21 protein-coding genes and 1 tRNA gene are annotated in these 21,397 nt (G+C 60.5%); 12 read left to right on the top strand and 10 right to left on the bottom strand.

What is annotated here, in order from left to right; genetic code table 11:
* Window positions 1-4: 4 nt before the first annotated feature.
* From FFT87_RS00325 to FFT87_RS00310, 4 genes are read right to left on the bottom strand one after another with little or no spacing between them, the layout of a single operon-like run.
* Window positions 5-634: a response regulator transcription factor gene (locus FFT87_RS00325; RefSeq protein ID WP_219949425.1), complete on the bottom strand. Its 630-nt coding sequence runs from the start codon at window positions 632-634 to the stop codon at window positions 5-7.
* Window positions 631-1,785 carry a sensor histidine kinase gene (locus FFT87_RS00320; protein WP_219949424.1) on the bottom strand — a complete coding sequence of 385 codons (1,155 nt, stop codon included), beginning with the start codon at window positions 1,783-1,785 and terminating at the stop codon, window positions 631-633. Before FFT87_RS00320 ends, FFT87_RS00325 begins: the two co-directional genes overlap by 4 nt.
* A complete protein-coding gene (locus FFT87_RS00315) occupies window positions 1,786-2,661 on the bottom strand; it encodes an ABC transporter permease (RefSeq protein WP_255559979.1) in 876 nt (291 codons plus the stop codon).
* Window positions 2,658-3,533 carry an ABC transporter ATP-binding protein gene (locus FFT87_RS00310; protein ID WP_219949423.1) on the bottom strand — a complete coding sequence of 292 codons (876 nt, stop codon included), beginning with the start codon at window positions 3,531-3,533 and terminating at the stop codon, window positions 2,658-2,660. The genes FFT87_RS00315 and FFT87_RS00310 overlap by 4 nt, the downstream gene beginning before the upstream one ends.
* Window positions 3,534-3,691: 158 nt before the next feature.
* Here FFT87_RS00310 and FFT87_RS00305 point away from each other — a divergent pair, with 158 nt between their 5' ends.
* Window positions 3,692-4,156, top strand: a complete 465-nt coding sequence (locus FFT87_RS00305; protein ID WP_219949422.1) for a hypothetical protein — start codon at window positions 3,692-3,694, stop codon at window positions 4,154-4,156.
* A gap of 3 nt (window positions 4,157-4,159) precedes the next feature.
* Here FFT87_RS00305 and FFT87_RS00300 read toward each other — a convergent pair whose 3' ends face one another.
* The 3 genes from FFT87_RS00300 to FFT87_RS00290 form a co-directional block, all read right to left on the bottom strand.
* Window positions 4,160-5,005, bottom strand: coding sequence for a HEAT repeat domain-containing protein (locus tag FFT87_RS00300; RefSeq protein WP_219949421.1), 846 nt, complete (start codon window positions 5,003-5,005; stop codon window positions 4,160-4,162).
* Window positions 5,006-5,037: 32 nt separating this feature from the next.
* Window positions 5,038-6,234, bottom strand: a complete 1,197-nt coding sequence (locus FFT87_RS00295; protein WP_219949420.1) for a pyridoxal phosphate-dependent aminotransferase — start codon at window positions 6,232-6,234, stop codon at window positions 5,038-5,040.
* 179 nt (window positions 6,235-6,413) lie between these two features.
* Window positions 6,414-8,543 (bottom strand): choice-of-anchor G family protein, encoded by a 2,130-nt coding sequence (locus FFT87_RS00290; protein ID WP_219949419.1) that lies wholly within the window; start codon window positions 8,541-8,543, stop codon window positions 6,414-6,416.
* Window positions 8,544-9,028: 485 nt separating this feature from the next.
* Here FFT87_RS00290 and FFT87_RS00285 point away from each other — a divergent pair.
* The 7 genes from FFT87_RS00285 (at window position 9,029) to FFT87_RS00255 (ending at window position 13,030) form a co-directional block, all read left to right on the top strand.
* Window positions 9,029-9,101: transfer RNA gene (locus FFT87_RS00285), tRNA-Trp, on the top strand.
* 64 nt (window positions 9,102-9,165) lie between these two features.
* Complete coding sequence (gene secE, locus FFT87_RS00280; RefSeq protein WP_219949418.1) at window positions 9,166-9,447, top strand: preprotein translocase subunit SecE; 282 nt, start codon at window positions 9,166-9,168, stop codon at window positions 9,445-9,447.
* Between the two features lie 55 nt (window positions 9,448-9,502).
* The gene (nusG, locus tag FFT87_RS00275) at window positions 9,503-10,450 is read left to right on the top strand and encodes a transcription termination/antitermination protein NusG (protein WP_219949417.1); all 948 of its coding nucleotides are present in this window, start codon (window positions 9,503-9,505) and stop codon (window positions 10,448-10,450) included.
* 86 nt (window positions 10,451-10,536) lie between these two features.
* Window positions 10,537-10,968, top strand: a complete 432-nt coding sequence (gene rplK, locus FFT87_RS00270) for a 50S ribosomal protein L11 (RefSeq protein ID WP_219949416.1) — start codon at window positions 10,537-10,539, stop codon at window positions 10,966-10,968.
* Complete coding sequence (gene rplA, locus FFT87_RS00265) at window positions 10,968-11,657, top strand: 50S ribosomal protein L1 (RefSeq protein WP_219949415.1); 690 nt, start codon at window positions 10,968-10,970, stop codon at window positions 11,655-11,657. Before rplK ends, rplA begins: the two co-directional genes overlap by 1 nt.
* Window positions 11,658-11,723: 66 nt before the next feature.
* Window positions 11,724-12,272: a GNAT family N-acetyltransferase gene (locus FFT87_RS00260; RefSeq protein ID WP_219949414.1), complete on the top strand. Its 549-nt coding sequence runs from the start codon at window positions 11,724-11,726 to the stop codon at window positions 12,270-12,272.
* 89 nt (window positions 12,273-12,361) lie between these two features.
* Window positions 12,362-13,030 (top strand): DUF998 domain-containing protein, encoded by a 669-nt coding sequence (locus FFT87_RS00255; protein WP_219949413.1) that lies wholly within the window; start codon window positions 12,362-12,364, stop codon window positions 13,028-13,030.
* A gap of 70 nt (window positions 13,031-13,100) precedes the next feature.
* Here FFT87_RS00255 and FFT87_RS00250 read toward each other — a convergent pair whose 3' ends face one another.
* On the bottom strand, window positions 13,101-13,703 hold the full coding sequence (locus FFT87_RS00250; RefSeq protein WP_255560108.1) for a YqaJ viral recombinase family protein: 603 nt from the start codon (window positions 13,701-13,703) through the stop codon (window positions 13,101-13,103).
* Between the two features lie 136 nt (window positions 13,704-13,839).
* On the opposite strand from FFT87_RS00250, the gene FFT87_RS00245 reads away from it, so the two are divergent.
* Together FFT87_RS00245 and FFT87_RS00240 are read left to right on the top strand one after the other, a co-directional pair.
* A complete protein-coding gene (locus FFT87_RS00245; protein ID WP_219949412.1) occupies window positions 13,840-15,348 on the top strand; it encodes a hypothetical protein in 1,509 nt (502 codons plus the stop codon).
* Between the two features lie 6 nt (window positions 15,349-15,354).
* Entirely contained in the window at window positions 15,355-16,686 is a 1,332-nt protein-coding gene (locus FFT87_RS00240; RefSeq protein ID WP_219949411.1) for an MATE family efflux transporter, read from the top strand.
* Between the two features lie 18 nt (window positions 16,687-16,704).
* Here FFT87_RS00240 and FFT87_RS00235 read toward each other — a convergent pair whose 3' ends face one another.
* Window positions 16,705-17,376: an ABC transporter ATP-binding protein gene (locus FFT87_RS00235; RefSeq protein WP_219949410.1), complete on the bottom strand. Its 672-nt coding sequence runs from the start codon at window positions 17,374-17,376 to the stop codon at window positions 16,705-16,707.
* A 36-nt stretch (window positions 17,377-17,412) separates the two neighbouring features.
* A complete protein-coding gene (locus FFT87_RS00230) occupies window positions 17,413-18,912 on the bottom strand; it encodes an ABC transporter permease (RefSeq protein WP_219949409.1) in 1,500 nt (499 codons plus the stop codon).
* 165 nt (window positions 18,913-19,077) lie between these two features.
* Here FFT87_RS00230 and FFT87_RS00225 point away from each other — a divergent pair, with 165 nt between their 5' ends.
* Together FFT87_RS00225 and FFT87_RS00220 are read left to right on the top strand one after the other, a co-directional pair.
* Window positions 19,078-19,830: a response regulator transcription factor gene (locus FFT87_RS00225; RefSeq protein WP_255559978.1), complete on the top strand. Its 753-nt coding sequence runs from the start codon at window positions 19,078-19,080 to the stop codon at window positions 19,828-19,830.
* Window positions 19,827-21,329 carry a cell wall metabolism sensor histidine kinase WalK gene (locus FFT87_RS00220; RefSeq protein WP_219949408.1) on the top strand — a complete coding sequence of 501 codons (1,503 nt, stop codon included), beginning with the start codon at window positions 19,827-19,829 and terminating at the stop codon, window positions 21,327-21,329. The genes FFT87_RS00225 and FFT87_RS00220 overlap by 4 nt, the downstream gene beginning before the upstream one ends.
* Window positions 21,330-21,397: the final 68 nt, after the last annotated feature.

The raw sequence follows: 21,397 nt of genomic DNA, 5'->3' as shown, positions 1-21,397 counted from the left end.
CTAGCTAGCTCGGACCGGGCAACAAACCCAATTCCATCGCCTTCGTGACAGCGCGGGTGCGGTCCTTTACCCCCAGTTTTTCAAATACATGGATGAGATGCGTCTTTACCGTCGCTTCGCTCACAAAGAGGGCCGTAGCAATCGCCCGGTTGCTGTTGCCCTCGGCAACAAGCGCAAGCACCTGCGTCTCGCGATCGCTGAGTGACACCCGATCCGGCTCCCGCATTCGCTTCACCAACAGCGCCGCGATTGACGGAGCCAAAGCAACCTCGCCGCGAGCCACCGAACGCAGCCCAGCCAAGATCTCATCCTGCGGTGCCGCCTTCAGCAGGTAGCCGCTAGCACCAGCCTCGATCGCAGTAAGAATGTTTTCGTCAGACTCGTAGGTGGTCAGAATCACCACGCGCACGTCGGGGCGCGCGGCGACGATGTGCGCGGTCGCTTCGGCGCCACCGAGCCCGGGCATGCGCAAATCCATGAGTACGACGTCGGGGGAGAGCTGCGTCGCTAACGCGACCGCCTCGGCGCCGTCGCTGGCCTCTCCGACAACTTCGATGTCATCCGCAGAACTCAGCAGCCCGACGATTCCACTGCGCACAATCGGGTGATCATCGGCAACAACGACACGAATCATGCGGAGGCTCCTAGGGGAATGGTGGCGTGCACGGTGGTGCCGGCGGCCGAGCTGTCGACATCGAGGCGGCCCCTGACGAGAGCCAAACGTTCGCTCATGCCCTCAAGGCCAAACCCGGTGTGAGTGGTGGTGGGGTCGAAACCGACGCCGTCATCCGTGACAGATACCGTGAGCCCAGATATATCGGCCGTCACCGAGATCGTTGCGCGCGTGGCCGAGGCATGCTTGCGCACATTCGCGAGGGCCTCCTGAGCGCAGCGCAAAATCACCACCTCAGTCTCGCGCTCGATCGCCGGAAGCTGCCCCGCATCCACGGTCACGGTCAGTTGGGTTTCGCGACTGTAACGTTCGGCTAACCGCTCGAGAGCATTCATGATGCCGTCACCGGTAAGCCCGACCGGAGCGGATGCCGTCACGAGTGCGCGCGCCTCAGCAAGTGCTGCGCGGGCGCTGTCTTCGATTAGCTCAAGTTGTTCGGCTGCAGCGACAGGTTGGTTGTTTTCGAGTTCGCGCTTAGCTCTTTGGGCGACGAGCACTAGCCCGGTGAGGTCTTGCGCGATGGTGTCGTGGATCTCGCGGGCGAGCCGCTCTCGTTCGCTAGAGATCCCGGCATCCCGACTGATGGCGGCAAGTTCGTCGCGGGTCGATTGCAGCTCGAGCACTAGGTCTTGGCGTTGGTCGCTGAGCTTGGAGATTTGGGTGATCCAGAGGCCAAGCGCAAGGCTGAAGACGAGGGAGAGCCCGACGATGGTGCCGTATTGCAGCAACGATTCGGGGCTGAGGCCAGCGAAGATCATGAACCCAATACCGACGCTGAGGGCGATAGTGATGTTGCCGATGATTGCGTTGCGCACGCTGCCGGCGATGACCCACACGAGCGGGTAAGCAATTGCCTGCAGGGTTGCTAATGAGGGTTCAAAAGATACTCCGGTGCCGACAACAACGGCGAGAAGGGCAATGAAGACGAACGCGGCAATTTTGTTGGTGAAGGCGCGGATGCCGACGGTGAACCACGCGAGCACGAAGGCGGCCAGGGCGATCCCGGCCCCGATCTGGTCGCTGGGTGTCGACCAGTCGGTGCCGAGAACGAGCACGCCCATGAGTATCGCCGTGATAACGACGGCGATACTCATCCAGCGCAGGTAACCCATTTAGCTATCCTTGCGGATCCAGCGGAAGGTAATGCGCGTCATGATGAGGCCGACAACCAGCCAGAGGCCGGTGGCGATGGCAACGCCGGGCAGGTTCCAGCTTTCGGACTGTTCCATGATTTCGAAGCTCGCGGGGAGGAATACTTCGCGCATACCTTGCGCCATCCATTTGAGTGGAAAGATGCTGGCAAAGTTTTGTAGCCATTCGGGCAGCATCGAGAAACCCAAGTACACGCCGGAGATGAACTGCAGTACGAGGGCAACAGGGATGACGACGGCGGTGGCGCTCTTGCCACTGCGCGGGAGGCCGCTCAGCGCAATACCGAGCACGGCGGATGTCGTAACGCCGAGCACAAAGACCCACGCGAAGGTCACCCATTTGCTTGGTTCGCTCGGCAGTTCAACGTCGAACGCGACGCTCGCGACCAGGATCACGAGAGTGGCTTGGAGTACACCGGTGACAAAGACTTGTCCGATTTTGCCGATGAAGTAACTCATCACGGGGAGGGGCGTTCCGGCGAGGCGTTTAAGGGTGCCGTCGCTGCGTTCCATCGCAATGTCGATGGCCATGTTTTGCAGGCCGCTCAGGAGAAGGCCGGCGGCGATCATCCCTGGCAGGTAGAAGGCTGCGGCGGTGAGCGGTTCTTCTTCGGTGCCGAAGTTCTGCTCGCTGAAGGCCACGGCAAAGATGGTGAGCATCACGACCGGGAACAGGAAGGTGAAGAACACCGAGTCGCCCTGACGGAAGTAGCTGCGAACTTCGAGCTTGATGCGGCTGAAGCCGAGCTTCAAGCCGCGCCCGATTCCGAGGCCGAAGCTGGGCGCGGTCGTCTGACCGGTTGGCGGTGGCATGCTGGTACTGGTGGTGGTGCTCATCGTGCGTTCTCCACTTCACGGGCCTGCGCGTGGTCGGCGACCAACTGCAGATAAATGTCTTCAAGGCTGGGGCGCAGAATCTCGAGCCCGGCAGGTTCGGCACCGTTGGCCATGAGGGAGGCCACGACAGAACCGGGGGAGTGGGTTCGTTCTTCATGCTTGCCAGCAGAATCGCGCCAGCGCACGATTGGCGTGCGAGCTTCTTGCCCGCCAATCTCATCAATTGCTCCGATGTCGATCATCTTTCCGCCCGCGATCACTCCGGCCCGGTCGCCCAATTGGGCTGCCTCGTCGAGGTAGTGAGTAGTAAGGAGGATGGTGGTGCCGTCCGCCTTGAGCGAGCGAATCAGCTGCCAAAACTGTTGACGAGCCTCAGGGTCAAAGCCCGTGGTTGGTTCGTCGAGAAAGAGAAGCTCGGGGTTGCCGATAATGCCGAGCGCGACATCCACTCGCCGACGTTGTCCGCCAGACAGCTTGCGGATGAGGGTGCCCGCTTTTTCTTCGAGCCCTACCGAAGCGATGACCTCATCAACCGTGCGAGGGTTGGGGTAGTAACCAGCAAAGTGGGTGAGCTGCTCGCGCACGGTCACGTTGCCGCTCTCGCCGCTTGACTGCAGCACGATACCGAGGCGGGCCTTCCAGTCGAGACCACCCTTGCCCGGATCGACGCCGAGCACCTTCACGGAGCCGCCGGTGCGATCACGGTAACCCTCCAAGATCTCAATGGTTGTCGACTTGCCGGCACCGTTGGGGCCAAGCAGGGCGAAGGTTTCGCCGCGCTGAATCTCAAAACTGACAGAGTCAACAGCGGCAAAGGAGCCGTAAGTTTTGTGCAGATCTTCGACCTGCACTACGGGAGCGGTGGTGTTCATGCTTCTATCGTCGCTTGTCTGGCCCGCCCGCAACAGGTACGCACGGTTAGAGGTCCATCAACCGATCGGTTGATGGGCGGTATCGTCCCGCAGGCGGCCGCCACGATACCGCCGCGCAGGGTGATCGAGTCTTCAGCCAACCCCGGTACCGTCGACGTATGACGTCGCCAGCACAATCTCGCACCTTTTCTGTTGCAGCGCTCGCGCTCGCCGTCACTTTCGCTGTGACCGGATGCTCGGCCGCCAGCACCTCGAGCAGCACCTCTGAACTCAGCTCGTCACCGCCAGCCAGCTCAAGTTCTGACGCGGCCACGTTCTTCCCCGATGTGGAACACGTGGAGGTCTCCGAATCTGGCACGAATACCTTCGACTTCGCGGTGACCATCAGCTCTGCCTATGACACTCCCGAGCAATATGCGGATGGCTGGCGGGTGCTGTCGCCCGATGGCGCGGTGCTTGGCGAGCACACGCTCACGCATGATCATGCAAGTGAGCAACCGTTTACGCGAACTCAGTCGGGCGTAGAGATTCCTGAAGGCATCGCTGAGGTCACTATCGAGGGTCGCGACCAGACCAACGGTTATGGCGGAACCACCGTCGCCGTCGAACTGCCAGGCCGCTAGGTTCTAGTCGCTGTCGCTGTCGCTGTCGCTGTCGCTGTCGCTGTCGCTGTCGCTGTCGTCCGGGTCCCCTGTCGCAGCCGGAGGCACACCCTCGACCGTTGGCTGAGGATTCGGCTCGACACTAGATTCCGCGCCCCCAGCGGCATCGGTCAACATCAGCCGCAGTTCTGCATCGAACAGGGCAGCCTCGTAACCGTCGTCAGGGGATTCCCGCAACAGCAACGTGGTCATGGCGTGAAGCCGTGCATCCCCGCGTCCGTTCTCAGCGATTCCGTCGAGCAGAACCGCGGCGTGCTCGCCGAGCGTGACGAGAGCCCGGCTGAGACTCATCTTGGCGTCGTGCTCGCCGCGACCGAGGTGTGCGCCAAGCTCGGTCGCGAGCTCGTGCTCGAGTCCCTCCGGCACGAGTACGGTGGCGACCCGCCAAGCCGTGCGCGCGACTATCTCGTCGGAGTCGTTCAACACTGCGGGGGTGATCGCTTCCCAGCCAGCGGGGTCGCCGATCTTAGAGAGAGTGTGCAGTGCTTGGCTGCGCGCCTGAGCCGTCCCCGATCGAGTTTCGGAAATCAGTAATGGCACAGTGATCGATGATGGATGCCGCATCAGCGCCCACGTGAGGGTCTCGCGAACGTTGAGGTCGGGTTCGATTGCGCAGCGCTCGAGCAATACGGCCACGTATTCGGGGCGCGGATGCGTGCCCGCAGCCATCGCGGCGTGCAATCGCTCGGATGGCAGTGCGGTCGCGAGCGCAACGCCTAGCCTTCCGGCGGCTGCCTCGGCTGCCTCGGCTGCCTCGGCTGCCTCAGTGGCGGCAGCAGCATCGTCATTATTCGGCGGCGTGGTATTCATCACATTCCTCCACCGCCACGGAGGCGGCGCTGTTAGCTGAAAAGTTTCTGCAGGCGTTGAACGCCTTCGAGGAGCGCGTCGTCGCCGAGGGCATAGGAGAGACGCAGGTAGCCGCTTGGCCCGAATGCTTCTCCGGGGATTACCGCAACTTCGGCCTTCTCGAGGATGAGGTCGGCGAGTTCGAGGCTTGTGGTCGGGGTGACGCCGGCCCATTCGCGGTTCAGAAGGCCGGAGACATCCGGGTACACATAGAAGGCACCCTGAGGTGTCGGACAGTGCAGGCCCTCGATCTTGTTGAGCTCTGAGACCATGAGCTTGCGGCGGCGGTCGAAGGCGAGTCGCATTTCTTCAACAGCATCTTGTGGGCCGGTGAGGGCTTCGATGGCGGCGCGCTGCGAGATGTTGGAGACGTTGCTCGTGAGGTGCGACTGCAGATTCGCAGCCCCCTTCATAGCGTCGACGGGGCCGACCATCCAGCCGAGACGCCATCCGGTCATCGAGTAGCTCTTAGCCACACCGTTCACAAGGATGGTGGTGTCGGCGAGCGCGGGAACAACCTCAACGATCGAGACGGCACGAATTCCGTCGTAGACCAAGTTTTGGTAGATGTCGTCGCTGATCACCCAGATGCCGTGTTCGAGGGCCCACTCGCCGATGGCTTTGGTCTGTTCTGGGGTGTAGACGGCACCAGTGGGGTTCGATGGCGAAACGAAGAGCAGCACCTTGGTTTTCTCGGTGCGCGCAGCTTCGAGCTGTTCGACAGTGACGAGATAACCCTGGTCTGCACCCGCGAAGACCTCAACCATGGTGCCACCGGCGAGCTTGATCGCTTCGGGGTAGGTGGTCCAATACGGGGTAGGGACGATGACTTCGTCGCCCTGATCTACGAGCGTGGCAAACGCTTGGTACACGGCCTGCTTGCCACCGTTGGTGACAACGACTTGGTTGATTCCGACCTCGAGGCCGCTATCGCGCAGCGTCTTCGCGGCGATGGCTTCCCGCAGTTCCGGCAGTCCGGCTGCAGGCGTGTAACGGTGGTTTTTGGGGTCGAGCACTGCTGCGGATGCCGCTGTCACAATGTTCGCGGGAGTCGCAAAATCGGGTTCACCTGCTGCGTAGCTAATGATGGGGCGACCGGCCGCGAGAAGCGACTTCGCTTTCGCATCCACCTTGAGGGTGGCTGATTCGGCAATGGCGGAAATTCTGGCAGAGAGGCGAGGTGAGGTCACCGGTCAAGTCTAGGGCGTAGGCCAGGGCTCTGGCCAGAGATTACGGGCGACATTCAGGTGCGTAGACAGCCAAAAAACTGCCCCTACCGTGCGTGCACGATAGGGGCAGAGAGAAGCGGCCGGAGCTTGAATCCTGGGGGGACGATAAGCTCCGGCCGCTATAGGTTATCTACGCAGTCCTAGAGCTCGGACTTGGGGTGTGTACGTAGGTAACCCTGACGCGCGAAGTAGGCACCCGCTGCCAACAACGCGACGATTAGGGCGATGAGCGTCGCAACACCGGCACCGGTGTATGCGAGCTGCCCACCGAGGGCATAGGTCGGAAGATCCGGGAGGCAGATTCCGACACAAGGATCGGTGACAGGGACACAGTTCGTGCAGTCCGGGTCAACCTCCGGTCCACAATTCTGGGTACATCCGGGGTCAATCACGGTCTGAACGTTCGGCCCGACTACGGCGCGGGCCACATTCAGGGTGGCTACTCCGGTTGAGGCGAAGCTCGGGGCAGCTGTTGCTCGACCGAGAGCTCCGTTCAGAATTCCGCTGCCGCTGGAGAGGCTAGAGGAGCTGAGTCCACCACCAACAGTGACGCGAACCGCAGTTTCGCTGAACATGTTTCCCGTGACTGCGCCAGTGGAGGTCCACTGCTCTTGAACATTGACCTTGATAGACACGAGGTCGTGAAGCACAGTCGCGACGCTGGATTCCCCAAGGAGACCGGTTACTGCCGGGTTCACCAGTCCGGTGTTCAAGCTGTTGACCAGTGAAGTCACAACCCCGCCGTTGGAGAAGAGTGAGGTGTTGAGGCTCTTTCCTAGACTGCCGATCATGGTGTTCACGTTGAGGCCGGTCTTGACCGTTCCGCCGAGGAGCGAGATGTTCGCCTTGGCTGAGACGGCACTTCCGTCGATCAGGTCATCAACGTTTCCGATGATGCTGACGTCAACGGTGCTGCGCAGATCGGGGAGAACTGTGCTGACGAGGTCGCACACCGTGTCGGTTGTGTAACCGATGATGCCCTGGGTGACGCCGGTGAGGCCGCCGGAGCCGCCGCCGGTAAGGCCGCCGGTGAGACCGCCGAGCAGTCCGCCAACGAGGCCGCCGCCCGAGGTTCCGCCGCCGATAACGTCGCCGTTGAGGATGTCACCGATGATGGGGATCTGGATGTCGCGGCACACCGTGCTCTGCACCGGGTCCTGTGCGGTCAGCAGATTGAGCTTCGCAGAGACCTCGACGTGAGCATCCCGCAGCGAGAGCTCAACGCGCTCGACGATGTCGTCGGCTAGGTCAGCCACAGTTTCGGTGATTCCGTTGAGAATCTGATTGATTACGGCATCCGTCAACAGTTCGGTGTTTGGCGGCAGGTCGTTCAGTTCGCCGCCCATCAGAGCCTCGAGGTCGACAATTACTGCGCCGGTTTCGAGGTTGAAGCTCACTGCGCCCTGGCCGTACTTGCCAGTCAGCAAAGTGCTGACTGCGTTCTGGAGATCAGCGTCAATAACTACCTTGACATCCGCTGAGGATCCTACGACGCCGAGAACGGGGTCGAGGATTCCGTCGATTGAGTTGCCGAGAACGCCGTCGTCGCCGCCGAGGTTCAGGAGTTGACCATTGACGCCGTTCAGGGCGGTCGTGACCTTGCTTGTCAACTGGCTGATGGCCGGGCTGGAGAAGCTCAGCGTTGCATCCGCGAGGGTGTAGTCACCGGATGCGGCGGTCATGTTTCCGTCAGCGCGAGCGGCGACTGCCTCAAGGTCGAGCTTCAGGTCGGTGAGTACCGACGCAAACTCGTTAGCGAGAAGGCTGTCGAGGTCGAGGGTGAGGTCGCCGGCCGGGCCTGAAGCCACGCTTCCCACGCCGATTCCGCCGTCATCGTGGATGGCGCCTGTCGAAGCGAAGGACTCTCCGTTTTTGTCGGCCTGGGCGTACTGGTTGACAACGCCAGCGTCGACGACATCAACGAGAGGAAGCTGCAGTCCGCCAGGCTGGTTGAGCACCGTGGCACCGAGGGCGTCAACGGTAAGAGGATCGCGGTGAACCTGAAGTGATTGGCTGCCGTTGTTTGTGGCTACGACCTGTCCGAGGGCGGCAACGTTGCCGAGATCGGTTCCGAGCACATCGCCGGAAAGGAATTCTGCGTAGGCGTACGAGGCTCCGTTTGTCTCGTCTGCACTAGCGGCAGCGGGTGCAATGAGGGTGAAGCCCGAAACGAGGGCTACGGTTCCCAGTGCCGCTCCGAAACGGACTGCTGGGGTGTGCTTGGTATTCCCGACTGGCTTCCCAGTGCGCGGGATGTGTTGTGTAAACACGACTGGTACCTTCCTGATCCTGTGCGGACAAGGAAGCTGATTCGACGGTGACGCCAACGTGAGGGTTGTGCCACGAACTACTGCCTGATCTCAGCTTCGCTTGCCCATTTGGTGGTGATGTTTTTGAGTTGTGCGGCGAGATGGTTAGGTCTCGCGTGGTGTTGCCCGAATGGTGTTTCTGGTGGTGCCCGAATTAGAGGGGTGGTTCGCCCCGCTTGTATAGAGAGACTGCGACCCCCGCAGGTTATGACGCGGGTTTACAGATATTTCTCAGAAAAGTTTTTGAGACCGAATTTTTGCGGGCAGAGCGTGCTTTGGTGGCATCTATAGGTAGCGCGTATTTCAGGAGGGCGTCGGATGACGTACACTGGAAGAAGTAGTTGATTACTGCCATACTTTCGCGCGCCTACTCCTCGTTTTCGAGAATGGATGTGGAGCGGTGTTTGTGCGAAGGTGTTGGTGTGAAAGATGCAAATCTTTCGCAAAGGGTGGTGGCTCAATTGGTAGAGCAGCGGTCTCCAAAACCGCAGGTTGCAGGTTCGAGTCCTGTCCGCCCTGCAAGTCCCAATCCGTGTTTCACGGGCTGGGCCGAGCAAGCCGAAGTATCGGAAGGTAACTAAGAGTGGCCAAGAAAGACGTAGACGAGCCCAGCGAGGACGTCGTCGCCAAGGCGAAGAAGGACAGCGAGCAACGTCGTGGACCCTTCGGGCGCATGGCACTCTTTATCCGCCAAGTGATCAACGAGCTGAAGAAGGTCGTCACGCCAACAAAGCGTGAACTGATCAGCTTCACCGGCGTAGTTCTCGTCTTCGTTGTCATCATGATGGGCATCGTTTCCGGGCTCGACTTCGGGTTTAGCGCTTTGGTGAACTTCTTGTTCGGCAACCCTGACTTGGTCGTTTAGGCCTCACACCCCGCAGCGGCTACCACCGAACTGCAGAGCAACGAAAAGAGATTTAGTGTCCGAGAACCACCGCGAAGACTCCGAGCTCGCTACGGCAGCAGAGCAGTCCTCCGAGGAGGATGAGGCGCAGACGGGTAACACCCTGGCTGAGGCAGAGCGTTCAGAAGACTCCGCCGAGCACCAGGCAATGCACATTGAAGGCGGTTCGGCTGATGTCGACGCCGATCTTGCTGGCCTCCTTGAGGCTCTGGATGCCGCGGTCGACCCTGAAGCTGATGCTGAAGTAAACGACGCCCTTGACATTGACAACGCTGCTGAGGCTGACGCCTCCGTCGCCGCAACTGACGACGAAGCGGCCGATGACGCTGAAGCTGAAGGCGCTGAGGTCGATCCCTACGCCGAGTTCCGCATGGATCTTCGTCTTCAGCCTGGCAAGTGGTACGTCATCCACTCGTACGCCGGCTTCGAGAAGCGCGTCAAGCACAACATTGAAAACCGCAAGGTATCGATGGCGATGGAAGACGCCGTCTTCCAGGTCGAAGTACCGATGGAAGATGTTGTCGAGATCAAGAATGGCCAGCGCAAGCTCGTCAACCGCGTTCGCATCCCCGGCTACGTTCTGGTTCGCATGGACCTCAACGAAGACAGCTGGTCCGTTGTTCGTCACACTCCCGGCGTTACTGGCTTCGTGGGCAACGCGCACAACCCCGTACCGCTTCGCTTCGAAGAAGCTTTCAACATGCTGAAGAGCCTCGTTGAAATCGTCGAAGCTCCCGCAACTAAGGGCTCGTCCGCTAAGGGCAAGACCGCAGCGCGTTCGATTCCTGCCGAAATCGACTTCGAAATCGGCGAGACCATCACGATCAAGGAAGGCTCGTTCGCGGGTCTGCCTGGTTCGATCAGCGAGATCAAGGCAGAGAGCGGAAAGCTCATCGTTCTGGTCTCCCTCTTCGAGCGCGAGACCCCGGTCGAGCTCAGCTTCGATCAGGTCACCAAGCTTTAAGGGCTAAGGCCCCTAAAAAACCACCGCGCCCACCGGGTGCGGGAGAGCTGGCCACACGGGTCAGTTCGTACTGAAAAGGAAACACAATGGCACCGAAAAAGAAGGTTACAGGTCTGATTAAGCTTCAGATCCAAGCCGGCGCCGCTAACCCCGCACCGCCCATCGGGCCTGCGCTTGGTCAGCACGGCGTTAACATCATGGAGTTCTGCAAGGCGTACAACGCCGCAACCGAGGCACAGCGTGGAAACGTTATCCCGGTTGAGATCACCGTGTACGAGGACCGTTCATTCACGTTCATCCTCAAGACCCCGCCGGCAGCAGAGCTCATCAAGAAGGCTGCTGGAGTCGCAAAGGGTTCAGGCACGCCGCACAGCGTCAAGGTTGCGCAGCTCACTAAAGACCAAGTTCGTACGATCGCCGAGCAGAAGATGGCTGACCTCAACGCCAACGACATCGACGGCGCAATGAAGATCATCGCGGGCACTGCTCGTTCGATGGGAATCACGGTGGAGGCATAATGTCCAAGAATTCCAAGGCATACAAGGCTGCCACCGACAAGCTCGAAGAGGGCAAGTTCTACACGCCCACCGAGGCTGTAGCTGTTGCTCGCGAGACCGGCTCAAAGAAGTTTGATTCAACCGTTGAGGTTGCTCTTCGCTTGGGTGTAGACCCTCGCAAGGCTGACCAGATGGTTCGCGGCACCGTTATCCTGCCTCACGGTACGGGTAAGACTGCTCGCGTTATCGTTTTCGCAACCGGTCCTGCAGCTGAAGCGGCTATTGCTGCTGGTGCTGACGAGGTTGGTGGCTCGGAGCTCATCGAGAAGGTAGCCGCTGGCTACACCGCTTTCGACGCAGCAGTTTCGACCCCCGAGCTCATGGGCCAGGTTGGTCGTTTGGGTAAGGTTCTTGGTCCGCGTGGCCTCATGCCAAACCCGAAGACCGGAACGGTTACTCCTGACACCGCTAAGGCTGTCTCGGAGATCAAGGGCGGAAAGATCGAATTCCGTGTCGACAAGCACTCCAACGTGCACTTCATTGTTGGCAAGACGGCGTTCACTGCTGAGCAGCTCGATGAGAACATCAAGGCAGCGCTCGACGAGATCGTTCGCGCCAAGCCCAGCTCCTCAAAGGGCCGCTACATCACCAAAGCAACGGTTTCCACGACCTTCGGTCCTGGCATCCCGGTCGACATCAACTCGATCTAATACTGCTTATGTGAACGGGGGTCGGCTTTTGCCGGCCCCCGTTTTCGCATTCCGGAGGAGAAAGCCGTGACGACAACAGTTCGCCGTGCCGCCAGCTCAGATGCGGAATTGCTGCATGAACTGGCCCGACAGACCTTCGCCCTCGCGTGCCCTCCGGGCACGACGCCCGAAGCAATTGCTGACTTTATCGCTCAGCATCTTTCCGTTCACGCCTTCACTGCTTACCTTGACGATGTCGAGCGTGCGATCTTGATCGGTGAGGTCGACGGCCAACCAGCAGGATACGTGTTGTTCCACAGTGCCGAACCGAATGATTCGGATGTCGCATCGGCACTTTCGGCGCGACCAACGATCGAACTCAGCAAGTGCTACGTGCTCGGCGGTTTCCACGGTGCAGGAGTAGCAGCCGCACTCGTTGCTGCCGGGGTCCAACAGGCGCGCGATCAAGGATTCGCTGCCGTCTGGCTTGGGGTCAATCAGGAGAACGCTCGAGCCAATCGCTTCTACGAGAAGATGGGCTTCCAGCTCGTTGGTTCCAAGAAGTTTCTGGTGGGGGAGCGTTGGGAAGACGACTACGTTCGGGAGCTCGTGTTCGATTCACGCCCCGCACACTGATTCAGATTGATCTCAGTTTCTCGCTCGGTCGTGCTCTACGATTGGGGAATGCTCGTCTCGATGACCTCTCTCCCGCGAGTAGTCGCCCGATGACCGCAGTCTCACCACCTCGGGTTTCGCCCGCTGTGCTTGAAGGCACTGCCGCTGTTGTCGGCAGTATCGCCGTCGGTGTTGCCCTCGTGCTCATCTGGGTGTCCCGCGTTTCGATTCCTCGTGAGCTCTACGTCAGCGAGCTGGGTGCAGAAGGCGAACCGACCGCTTCAGCCTTCGAGTTCGCGTTGCTACTGATCGTGGCAGGAGGGTCAGCGGTCGCGTGGGCTGCCCGTCGAGTTCGAGCGTGGCCTCCCGTACTTTCTCTCGGCTCGCCTGCACTTTCCCTGTGGGTAGGATGCGGATTTTTTCTTGTCGCATCACAGGTGACCTGCACCTCGGGCTGCCCGCTGCCATACGGTGCAACGTTCACGTGGCAAGACTTCGCCCACACTCTTGCCGCCGTCATCGCTTTTGGCGCGGCATGCTGGGCGATGATTCAAACGTCTTTCGCGCGGGAGCATCGGGTGCTCGCTCGCCTGTCGTTGACTACCGCCATTGCTGTTGCGGTTATAGCAGGCACTGGAGGCCTCTTTTCGCTCTTCCGCTTTCAGGTGGCGTTGGGCAGCAGGCTCGAGTTTGTCGCAACCACCATCGCGATCGGATGGCTCATCATGCTGGGTACTGTCATTGCCGCACGCAATCTTGGGGGAAGTCGCTCGTACTGATGCTGGCGCGCCAGCGAGACTCAGCGCGAGCAACTCAGTGCGGGAAAATTAGTGCGGGAAACTCAGCGGGCTAGGACGCTCGCATGAGGTTGAGAAGCCGATCAGCAAGTCCGACTAGGGCATGGATCTGATCTTCATCGCGCTCCACCCACTGGCATTGGGGCTCGGCATGTACGGGCACGAAGTCATCGTGCTGTTCCCAGACCACCAAGGTGCGATCCGCTCCCAAAACGTATTGTTGCCACCAGACCTGACGAAGATACGAGCGCGGGATGCTGCGCCACGCTCTCTGAGTCGTCTTGATCTCCGACAACACCACAGCCCCATTGATCACCGAGACGCCATCGGGGGTTGCCAAATGGAGCGGCTCGTCGTGAGCGTGATACAGCGCAGAACTTGCCTGGATGCCGTGGTGAGAAAGCACCCAGCGCGCGATCTCTGGTTCCCTCACACGGCCGTGGTCGGTAAACGCGTTTCCGCTGAAACCGGAGCCCAGAAGCTTGCTCTCCACGACCCCACGCAACGATTGCTCAGTTGCAAGGCGGGCAGCATCCGTGGCGGTAACGCCTCGGCTTCGAGCACGAAGCCATGCAACTCGATCCTCAGAATGAGCAACAACGCGGTCGCGATGATTGGGCGCGATCGGCTCCCATAAATCGAGTTCCGGTTGCATAGTCACCTGTCCATTCTCTCGCGATTTCGGCAGGCATGGTTGCTTGGCGTGCAGACAGCGCGAAATTCAGCCGGCAGGTGAGGCATCGATTCGCGTCACGTCAGCGATTGGATGGCGGTACTGGCAGACTAGGCGCATGCGAGCTGGTCGAACCGAAACTGCGTCATTCTCGAGTGTTCGCCGTAGCTGGTTGCTTGCTGCTGTGGCAATGTTTGCGATCCTGACTTTCGGCTCTCCCGCGGCCGCTGCGGCATCCACCGGCTCTATTCCGCCGGATGTCACCGCCTTCGGCTCTGCTGATGATGGGTTGATTGCCGAGCTCGAAGACTACTTTGGCGTCGATCAGAGTGGTAACGGCCTCGACTTTTCCGAGGGCATCGAGCTCGGTGAAATCGACAGAATGTTCTTGTGGTCTGATGCGTTTCGCTCGGGCGAGGTGACCGACACTCCGGTGCAATATGTGAACCGCTGGAAAGTTCCGGTCCTTATCGGCGAAGAACCTGTCGGCGTTGCGATGATCGGGATCAATCCTGCAACAGTTGATCCGGAAATGATTGATTTCGTCCATAGCCCCGGAACAGCGCTCGCGCTCGACGATGTCGAGACGGACGCGACCCTCGTGCACGAGCCAGAGACGGGTGCCTGGTTCAGCCTCAGCGACGGCTCGATCGTTCCGCTTGTGCGCGGCGAAAGTGGAGTCGCCGGGGAGATGACTCTCGCCGAGTATCAGCCGATGCTGACTGGCCGAACGATTGACATCATTGATCCAACGCCCCAGCCCGATCAAGGTTCAGTGCAGTCTGTCGTGCTAATCGCGACTACTGCAGTCGTACTGTTGCTTATCCTCCTTGTCCCGACCGTCCTTGGCAAAGTGCGAGAGCGTCGTGAACGGCTTGCCGGCGACGGCGACGGCGACAGCGACAGCGACAGCGACAGCGACAGTGATGACGATGACGATGACGATGACGATGACGATGACGATGACGATGACGACGACGACGAGAGCAGTGACAATCGCGATGTGGCTCGTGCCGCAGACGATGGCACCGGTGGCGACAACGAACTCGACGTCAACAAAGCTCACGTCTCGAAGGCTGTTGGTTCGGTCTCCGATGCCGGGATAGTCGATCGCGGAGCTCCCGTGCTCATGGAGGAAGACGCATCGTCGACTCCGACTGCAGCCCCAGCCGCAGCGGCCGCGCGAACAGCGTCGCCGAAGAAAACGCCAACAAAGAAAACGCCAACAAAGAAAACGCCGACAACGACGCCAACGAAGAAAGCGCCGACAACGACGCCGGCGAAGAAAGCGCCAAAGACGACGACGCCGTCGCCGAAGAAGAACATGCCAAACACGACGACGCCAAAGATGACGCAGCCAAAAGCAGCATCGGACACGAAGGTGGCCCGAACGAAGTCTGCCCCGGCCAAGTTGGTATCGGAGGCGACCGCGACCGCGAAGAAGCCGGTCGCGAAGAAATCTGTTGCGAAAAAGTCGGCGCCGAAGAAGCCGGCGGCAACGAAGCCTGCAATAAAAGAGCCGACAGCAACGAAGTCCACACCCAGAAAGCCGGCAGCAAAAAAGTCGACTGCCTCGAAGTCGACTGCTTCGAAGTCGACCACCGCTGCCGAACCGTCAGCCGACTAAGCGCCAGTGGCTTCCTTTCGCTCGCCGCTTGACCGCGACATCCGACGGCTTGCGCTTCCTGCGCTTGGCGCGCTCGTTGCCGAGCCCGTTTTCCTCCTCACCGATACTGCGCTCGTCGGGCACCTCGGCAGTGCCCAATTGGGCGGGCTCAGCGTGGCAAGCGCGGTGTTGCAAACCGCCGTCGGTCTTCTCATCTTTCTTGCATACTCGACGACCCCCGCCGTCGCGCGCTGGCTAGGAGTGGGCAACCGTGCTCGTGCTGTCGCTGCAGGAGTTGACGGCGTCTGGCTCGCCATTGTCCTCGGCGTCGTGCTCATCGTTGTCGGTATCCCGGCGACACCGTGGCTCATCGGCTTGTTCGAGCCCGATGCAAGCATCATCGGCTACGCCAACCAGTACCTCGCAATCTCGATTCTTGGCCTGCCAGCGATGCTGATCACGTTCGCGGCATCCGGACTTTTGCGAGGGCTCCAAGACACTCGAACGCCACTCATTGTTGCGGTGGCGGGGTTCGTCTCTAACGCTCTGCTCAACGTGCTCTTCATATATGGCTTCGGCTGGGGGCTTGCGGGATCCGCTATTGGAACCGTTGTGGCAAGTTGGGCAATGGCCATTGCCTACATTGTGATGCTCTTGGTGATTGCGCGCCGCGAGAAAGCCCGCGTGCGCCCGCACTGGGGCGGGATGCTCGCCGCCAGTCACGCCGGTGCATGGCTGCTGTTGCGCACGGCATCGTTGCGGGCCGCAATGCTCGCCACGATCGCTGTCGCGACGGGATTCGGGGTGGCTGAACTCGCGACAGTGCAGATCGCGCTCACGATCTTCGCGACATTGGCGTTCGTTCTTGACGCCCTCGCCATTGCAGGCCAGGCGATGATCGGCAAAGAGCTCGGCGCTAGCGATGTTCCCCAAGCGCGTGCCATCACCCGAAGGCTCATCGAATTGGGCATAGCAAGCGGAGTGCTGTTGGGCCTCGTGGTTCTGGCCATGTCGCCCTGGGTTGGGTTCGTGTTTAGTTCCGATCCGGCGGTGCGCACCGGCTTAGGTGCACTGCTGCCCGTGCTGGCTCTCGGCATCCCGATCGCTGGTTTCGTGTTTGTGCTTGACGGGGTGTTGATCGGAGCCGGGGATGCACGCTATCTCGCACTCACGGGGCTCGTCAATCTGGCCGTCTACTTGCCGCTGCTCTGGTGGGTCAAAGCCGCCGACCTCACCGCCGCACCGGCGTTGGTCGCACTGTGGTGCGCGTTTGGGTTGGGGTACATCGGCGCTCGTGCGGTGACGCTCGGGTTTCGGGCGAGTGGCGATCGTTGGCTGATCACCGGGGCGACGCGGTAACCACCACCAACGACGCCCTCACTTCTTCTCGGTCACTGCTCCGTGCTTCAACTGCAGTCGGCGCTCGGCCCGCTTAGCCACCGCAGAATCGTGGGTGACGATGATCAACGTGAGGCCCTGATTGCGCCACAGTCCCTCAAGCAGATCCATGATCTCGTCACGAGTCTGCTCGTCAAGGTTTCCGGTCGGTTCATCGGCGAGCAGTACCGTCGGTTCTTTCACGAGGGCGCGAGCGATCGCCACGCGCTGCTGTTGGCCACCCGAAAGCTCAGCAGGGTGGTGCGAGAGGCGCTCACTCAACCCCACAGTATCGAGGGCTTCGGTGGCGCGCCGCCTACGTTCCACGCTCGAAAGACCGAGGGGTGCAAGCGCTGTCTCGACGTTCTCCTGTGCTGTGAGAGTGGGAATGAGATTGAAGCCCTGAAAAACGAACCCGATGGTGTGAGCCCGGATGTCGGCAAGTCGCGCATCTGGCATCCCCGATAATTCACTTTCGCCAAGAGTGACCGTGCCGCTCGTCGGCCGCTCAAGAGCGCCGAGCATCTGGAGCAGCGTTGACTTTCCGCCACCGGTCGGACCTTGGATAGCTACCATTTGCCCGGTCGGGATGCTGAGAGTGACGTTGTTGAGGGCGCGAACAGTGCCGCGTTTGGTGTCGTAGGTCTTGGTGAGATTTGCTAGTTCATACATGGAAGGTCTCCGTTGAGTCGTGAAAATTTATGAGGATCAGGCAACGCTGCGCAGGGCTTCAGCCGGTCTCAACTTCGCAGCACGCCATCCACCGAACGCACCGGCGATGAGCCCACCAAGAATGGCCAGGGCCACTGCGATGCCAATAATGCCGAAGGTCACGGGTATGTGCAGGGCGATGTCCGTCGTCGTGGAAACAGCAGTCGTTGCTGCATCGCCGAACCGATTTCCGCCGCCGCCGCCGGGGAAAGCTCCGGCTCCATTCGCTGCCGTCGTCGCGGCGCTGGCACTTAACACTGGCGCAGCAAGGTTGATCGCGAGAATGCCGAGTAGGCCGATGGCAACACCAGCCACTCCGCCGATTGCGCCCTGCACCAGTGACTCGCCGGCAACCTGACGCACAACGGCACCGTTGCTCCAGCCGATCGCTTTCAGTGTGCCGAACTCACGAGTGCGGCGACCAACCCCAGAGGTGGTGAGGAGCACAGAAATCAGGAACGCCGCAGCAAGCACGATGATCGACAGCCATGTTCCTAGCTTGCCCACGAGGTCGGATGCGGTCGCGAGCGAACCGGAAACGCTCGAGGCGAGATCCTCTTGAGTTTTGACAGCAGCGTCAGGAAGGGCGTTCTGCAACGACTCCTGAACGGCAACGATCGCCGTCGAGGATGTCGCTTGCACATACACGGTAGAGATCTGGCCCTCGAGGCCAGCGATGCGCTGGGCTGTGTCGAGAGGAATGTAGGCGTTTGATGCGGTGGTGGCGTCCGAAGAGGCCGACGAAACAGTGCCGATAATCTCGAACTCTTCGCCACCAACCTCGAGGGCATCGCCGACAACAAGTTCGCTCGTCGTGGCATACCCGGAGTCGAGAACAACAACGCTGGTGCCAGCATCGGTGGCGTCAAAGGAGCGGCCATCGACGAGTCCGACCGAGGTGAGGGGGCCGACGCTTTCTCCGGCGACATCGATTCCGGTGACGCTGAACGTGTCGACACTGAACGAGCTTCCGCCAGCGCCGTCGGGGCCACGCCCGGTTTGACCGGCTCCGGGTGCACCCCCTGGTTCTGCACCTTCTTCAGCAGTCGCGTCACGCGTGGGGATCTCTCCGGAGAAGCTCACGTTGTTGAGGGTGAGGGTCGCCGTTGCAGCGGCGACGTTGTCGAGCGAGGCGGCCGTCGCGAGAGCGGCTGCGTCGAACGTCGTACTCCCTGCGCCACTCGTGAGTCGTGATTGAGCGAGAGCGGTTGTGCCGTCGGCGCTAGCGCCTTCGTCTGCGCCAAATTCGAACCGCGGTTGTTGCCCAGGCCCTTGTCCTCCCTGTCCCTCAACGGGCTGCTCAGGCTCTTGAGTGACGGTGATGTCAGTGCCGACGCCGTAGACCGAGGCGAGCACGCTCGCTTGGGCATCCCGCACTCCCGAGGCAACGCCGCTGACGATCATGACCAACGCAATGGCGAGCGCCATGCCTGCTGCAATGATGGTGGTTTGTTTGCGTCGATTGCTGAGCTCTCGATACAGGTACGTTCCGAACATGGGTCTCCTCGGTGCTTCGGGTTGTCGAGGCAAAGGTAGGTTCGGCGCCTATCAGCTCGCTATGGTCAACCTGAGTGCCGCCCCAGAACCTTCGTAGGAGTGATTTACTCCGCGTGCTAGCACCGTTCTCAGAAATTTCATAGGAAACTCCGAATAACTAGAGACATGAATCAGTCACGTCACCTTCCTGCGGTCCAGGCGCAGCCGCGTTTGAGCAGAGCCGACGGCACTGCCATTCGCGCCGTCGTCGTTGACGATGAGGATTCCCTCACCGACCTTCTGTCTATGGCGCTTCGCTACGAGGGATGGGATGTTCGGCTCGCCTCTGACGGACAGCAAGCTCTCACCACAATTCGAGAATTTCGACCCGACGTGATCGTCCTCGACATCATGATGCCGGGTCTCGATGGGCTTGCAGTGCTCACACGATTGCGGGCTGACGGCATCCAGACCCCGATTCTTTTTCTCACGGCTAAAGACTCTGTTGAGGATCGAGTTGCTGGCCTCACGGTTGGCGGCGACGACTATGTAACTAAGCCGTTCAGCTTGGAGGAGCTTGTCGCTCGGCTTCGAGCGCTTCTTCGCCGATCAGCGCTCACCATTGCTGGTGATGCCGACCCCGTGATCGAGGTTGGCGACCTCTCGCTCGATGAGAGCACGTACGAGGTCGCCCGAGCAGGGACCAAAGTCGAGCTCACAGCCACAGAATTCGAATTGTTGCGCTACCTCATGCGTAATCCGCGACGCGTGCTCAGCCGTGCTCAGATACTCGACAGAGTGTGGAGCTACGACTTCGGAGGCAAGGCAAGTGTCGTCGAGATCTATATTTCCTATCTCCGGAAGAAGATTGACGTTCTTGGTCCGCCCATGATCCAGACAGTTCGCGGTGTCGGGTATATGTTGCGGACGCCAGAATGACCGGCCAAAACGGCCTGAAGGCACAGAACGGCCGCCCGAAGCTCAGCTTGCGTAATCGATTAGTGCTCGGCACAACGGCACTCATCGCGCTCGCCGCGCTAGTTATCGGCGTCGTGAGCGTGTTGGCCCTCCAAGGGTTTCTCGTCAATCGTCTCGACACGCAATTGACCTCTGCCACTGGCCGCTCTCAGGGTGCGCTCGACGGCCGCCCTGGTGGGAACAACCAAAAGCCTCCACCCACGCGAGACTTTCTGGCGTTGCCAGGTCAGCGCGAAGGAACGCTCGCCGGTCTAATCTCGTCCAGCGGAGACGTTACAGCGGGGGTGTTGGGCAAAAACGGATCATCCACTCCACTCACAGAAGCACAACTGGCAACTCTCGCCGACCTCACTCGCATCGACGAACCGGTTACGGTGAATCTGGGCAGCGAACTCGGCGACTATCGCGTCGTACTGTCGAAAACCCCTGTTGGTGGAGAGATGCTCCTCGTCGCTCTCCCTCTTGCCGATGTGCGTGCCACAGTTGTGCAGTTGACAGCGGTGGTGGTCGGCATTGGAGTGCTTGCCTTAGCGATCGCGGCGATCGTCGGCGCAATCGCGGTGCGGTTTGCGTTACGCCCGCTCGAGCGTGTCGCCGACACTGCCACGCGCGTTGCCGAGCTGCAACTCGATCGCGGAGCTGTCGCGCTGGCAGAACGTGTCTCCTCAGAAGATTCTGATCCGCGCACTGAAGTTGGGCAGGTCGGTGCAGCTCTCAACCAACTGCTCGCGCACGTAGCATCCGCTCTGAGTGCGCGACAGGCCAGTGAAAACAAGGTGCGTGCCTTTGTGGCAGACGCCAGCCATGAACTGCGAACCCCGCTGGCCTCGATTCGTGGCTATGCCGAACTGACCCGTCGCGGGGGGCACGATATTCCGGATGATGTTGCTCACGCGATTGGTCGGATTGAGGCCGAGTCCGTGCGCATGACCGGGTTGGTCGAGAGTTTGCTGCTCTTGGCACGTCTCGACGAGCACGTAGCGATCGAGCGCAAACCGGTGGACCTCTCGCGGCTTCTTATCGATGCGGTGAGCGATGCACATGCTGCCGGGCCTGACCACAAGTGGGAGCTGGAGCTTCCGGATGCCTCGGTAACGATTCGAGGCGACCGCGCGAGGCTGCACCAGGTGGTTGCGAATCTACTCGCCAATGCTCGTGTGCACACGCCAGCTGGTACTCAGGTCACCTCGTCCCTGATGGTGGATGGCAGGCGCGCCATCATCGAGGTCCGAGACACCGGCCCCGGAATCTCCCTCGAACTTCAGCCGACAGTATTTGAGCGTTTTGTTCGCGGCGATAGTTCGCGTTCGCGTGCGGCAGGGAGCACCGGACTTGGGCTATCAATCGTTGCCGCGGTAGCTCAGGCGCACGGCGGCACCGTGACAGTCTCTAGCGAGCCTGGGAACACGGTGTTTCGACTAGAGCTCCCGGGATTTGCGGCAACACCCGCTATCCCGTAGTCTTACCGAAGCCAAAGACCGCCGGTCGTTTGCATGCGCGAAAGTGTGTGTGATCGAAGTTCGTGAAA

The organism is Salinibacterium sp. M195 (genome assembly GCF_019443965.1).
Classification (GTDB): Bacteria; Actinomycetota; Actinomycetes; order Actinomycetales; family Microbacteriaceae; genus Rhodoglobus.
Note: the sequence above shows the minus strand (reverse complement) of the source record. Positions and strands in the feature narration are given on the sequence as shown.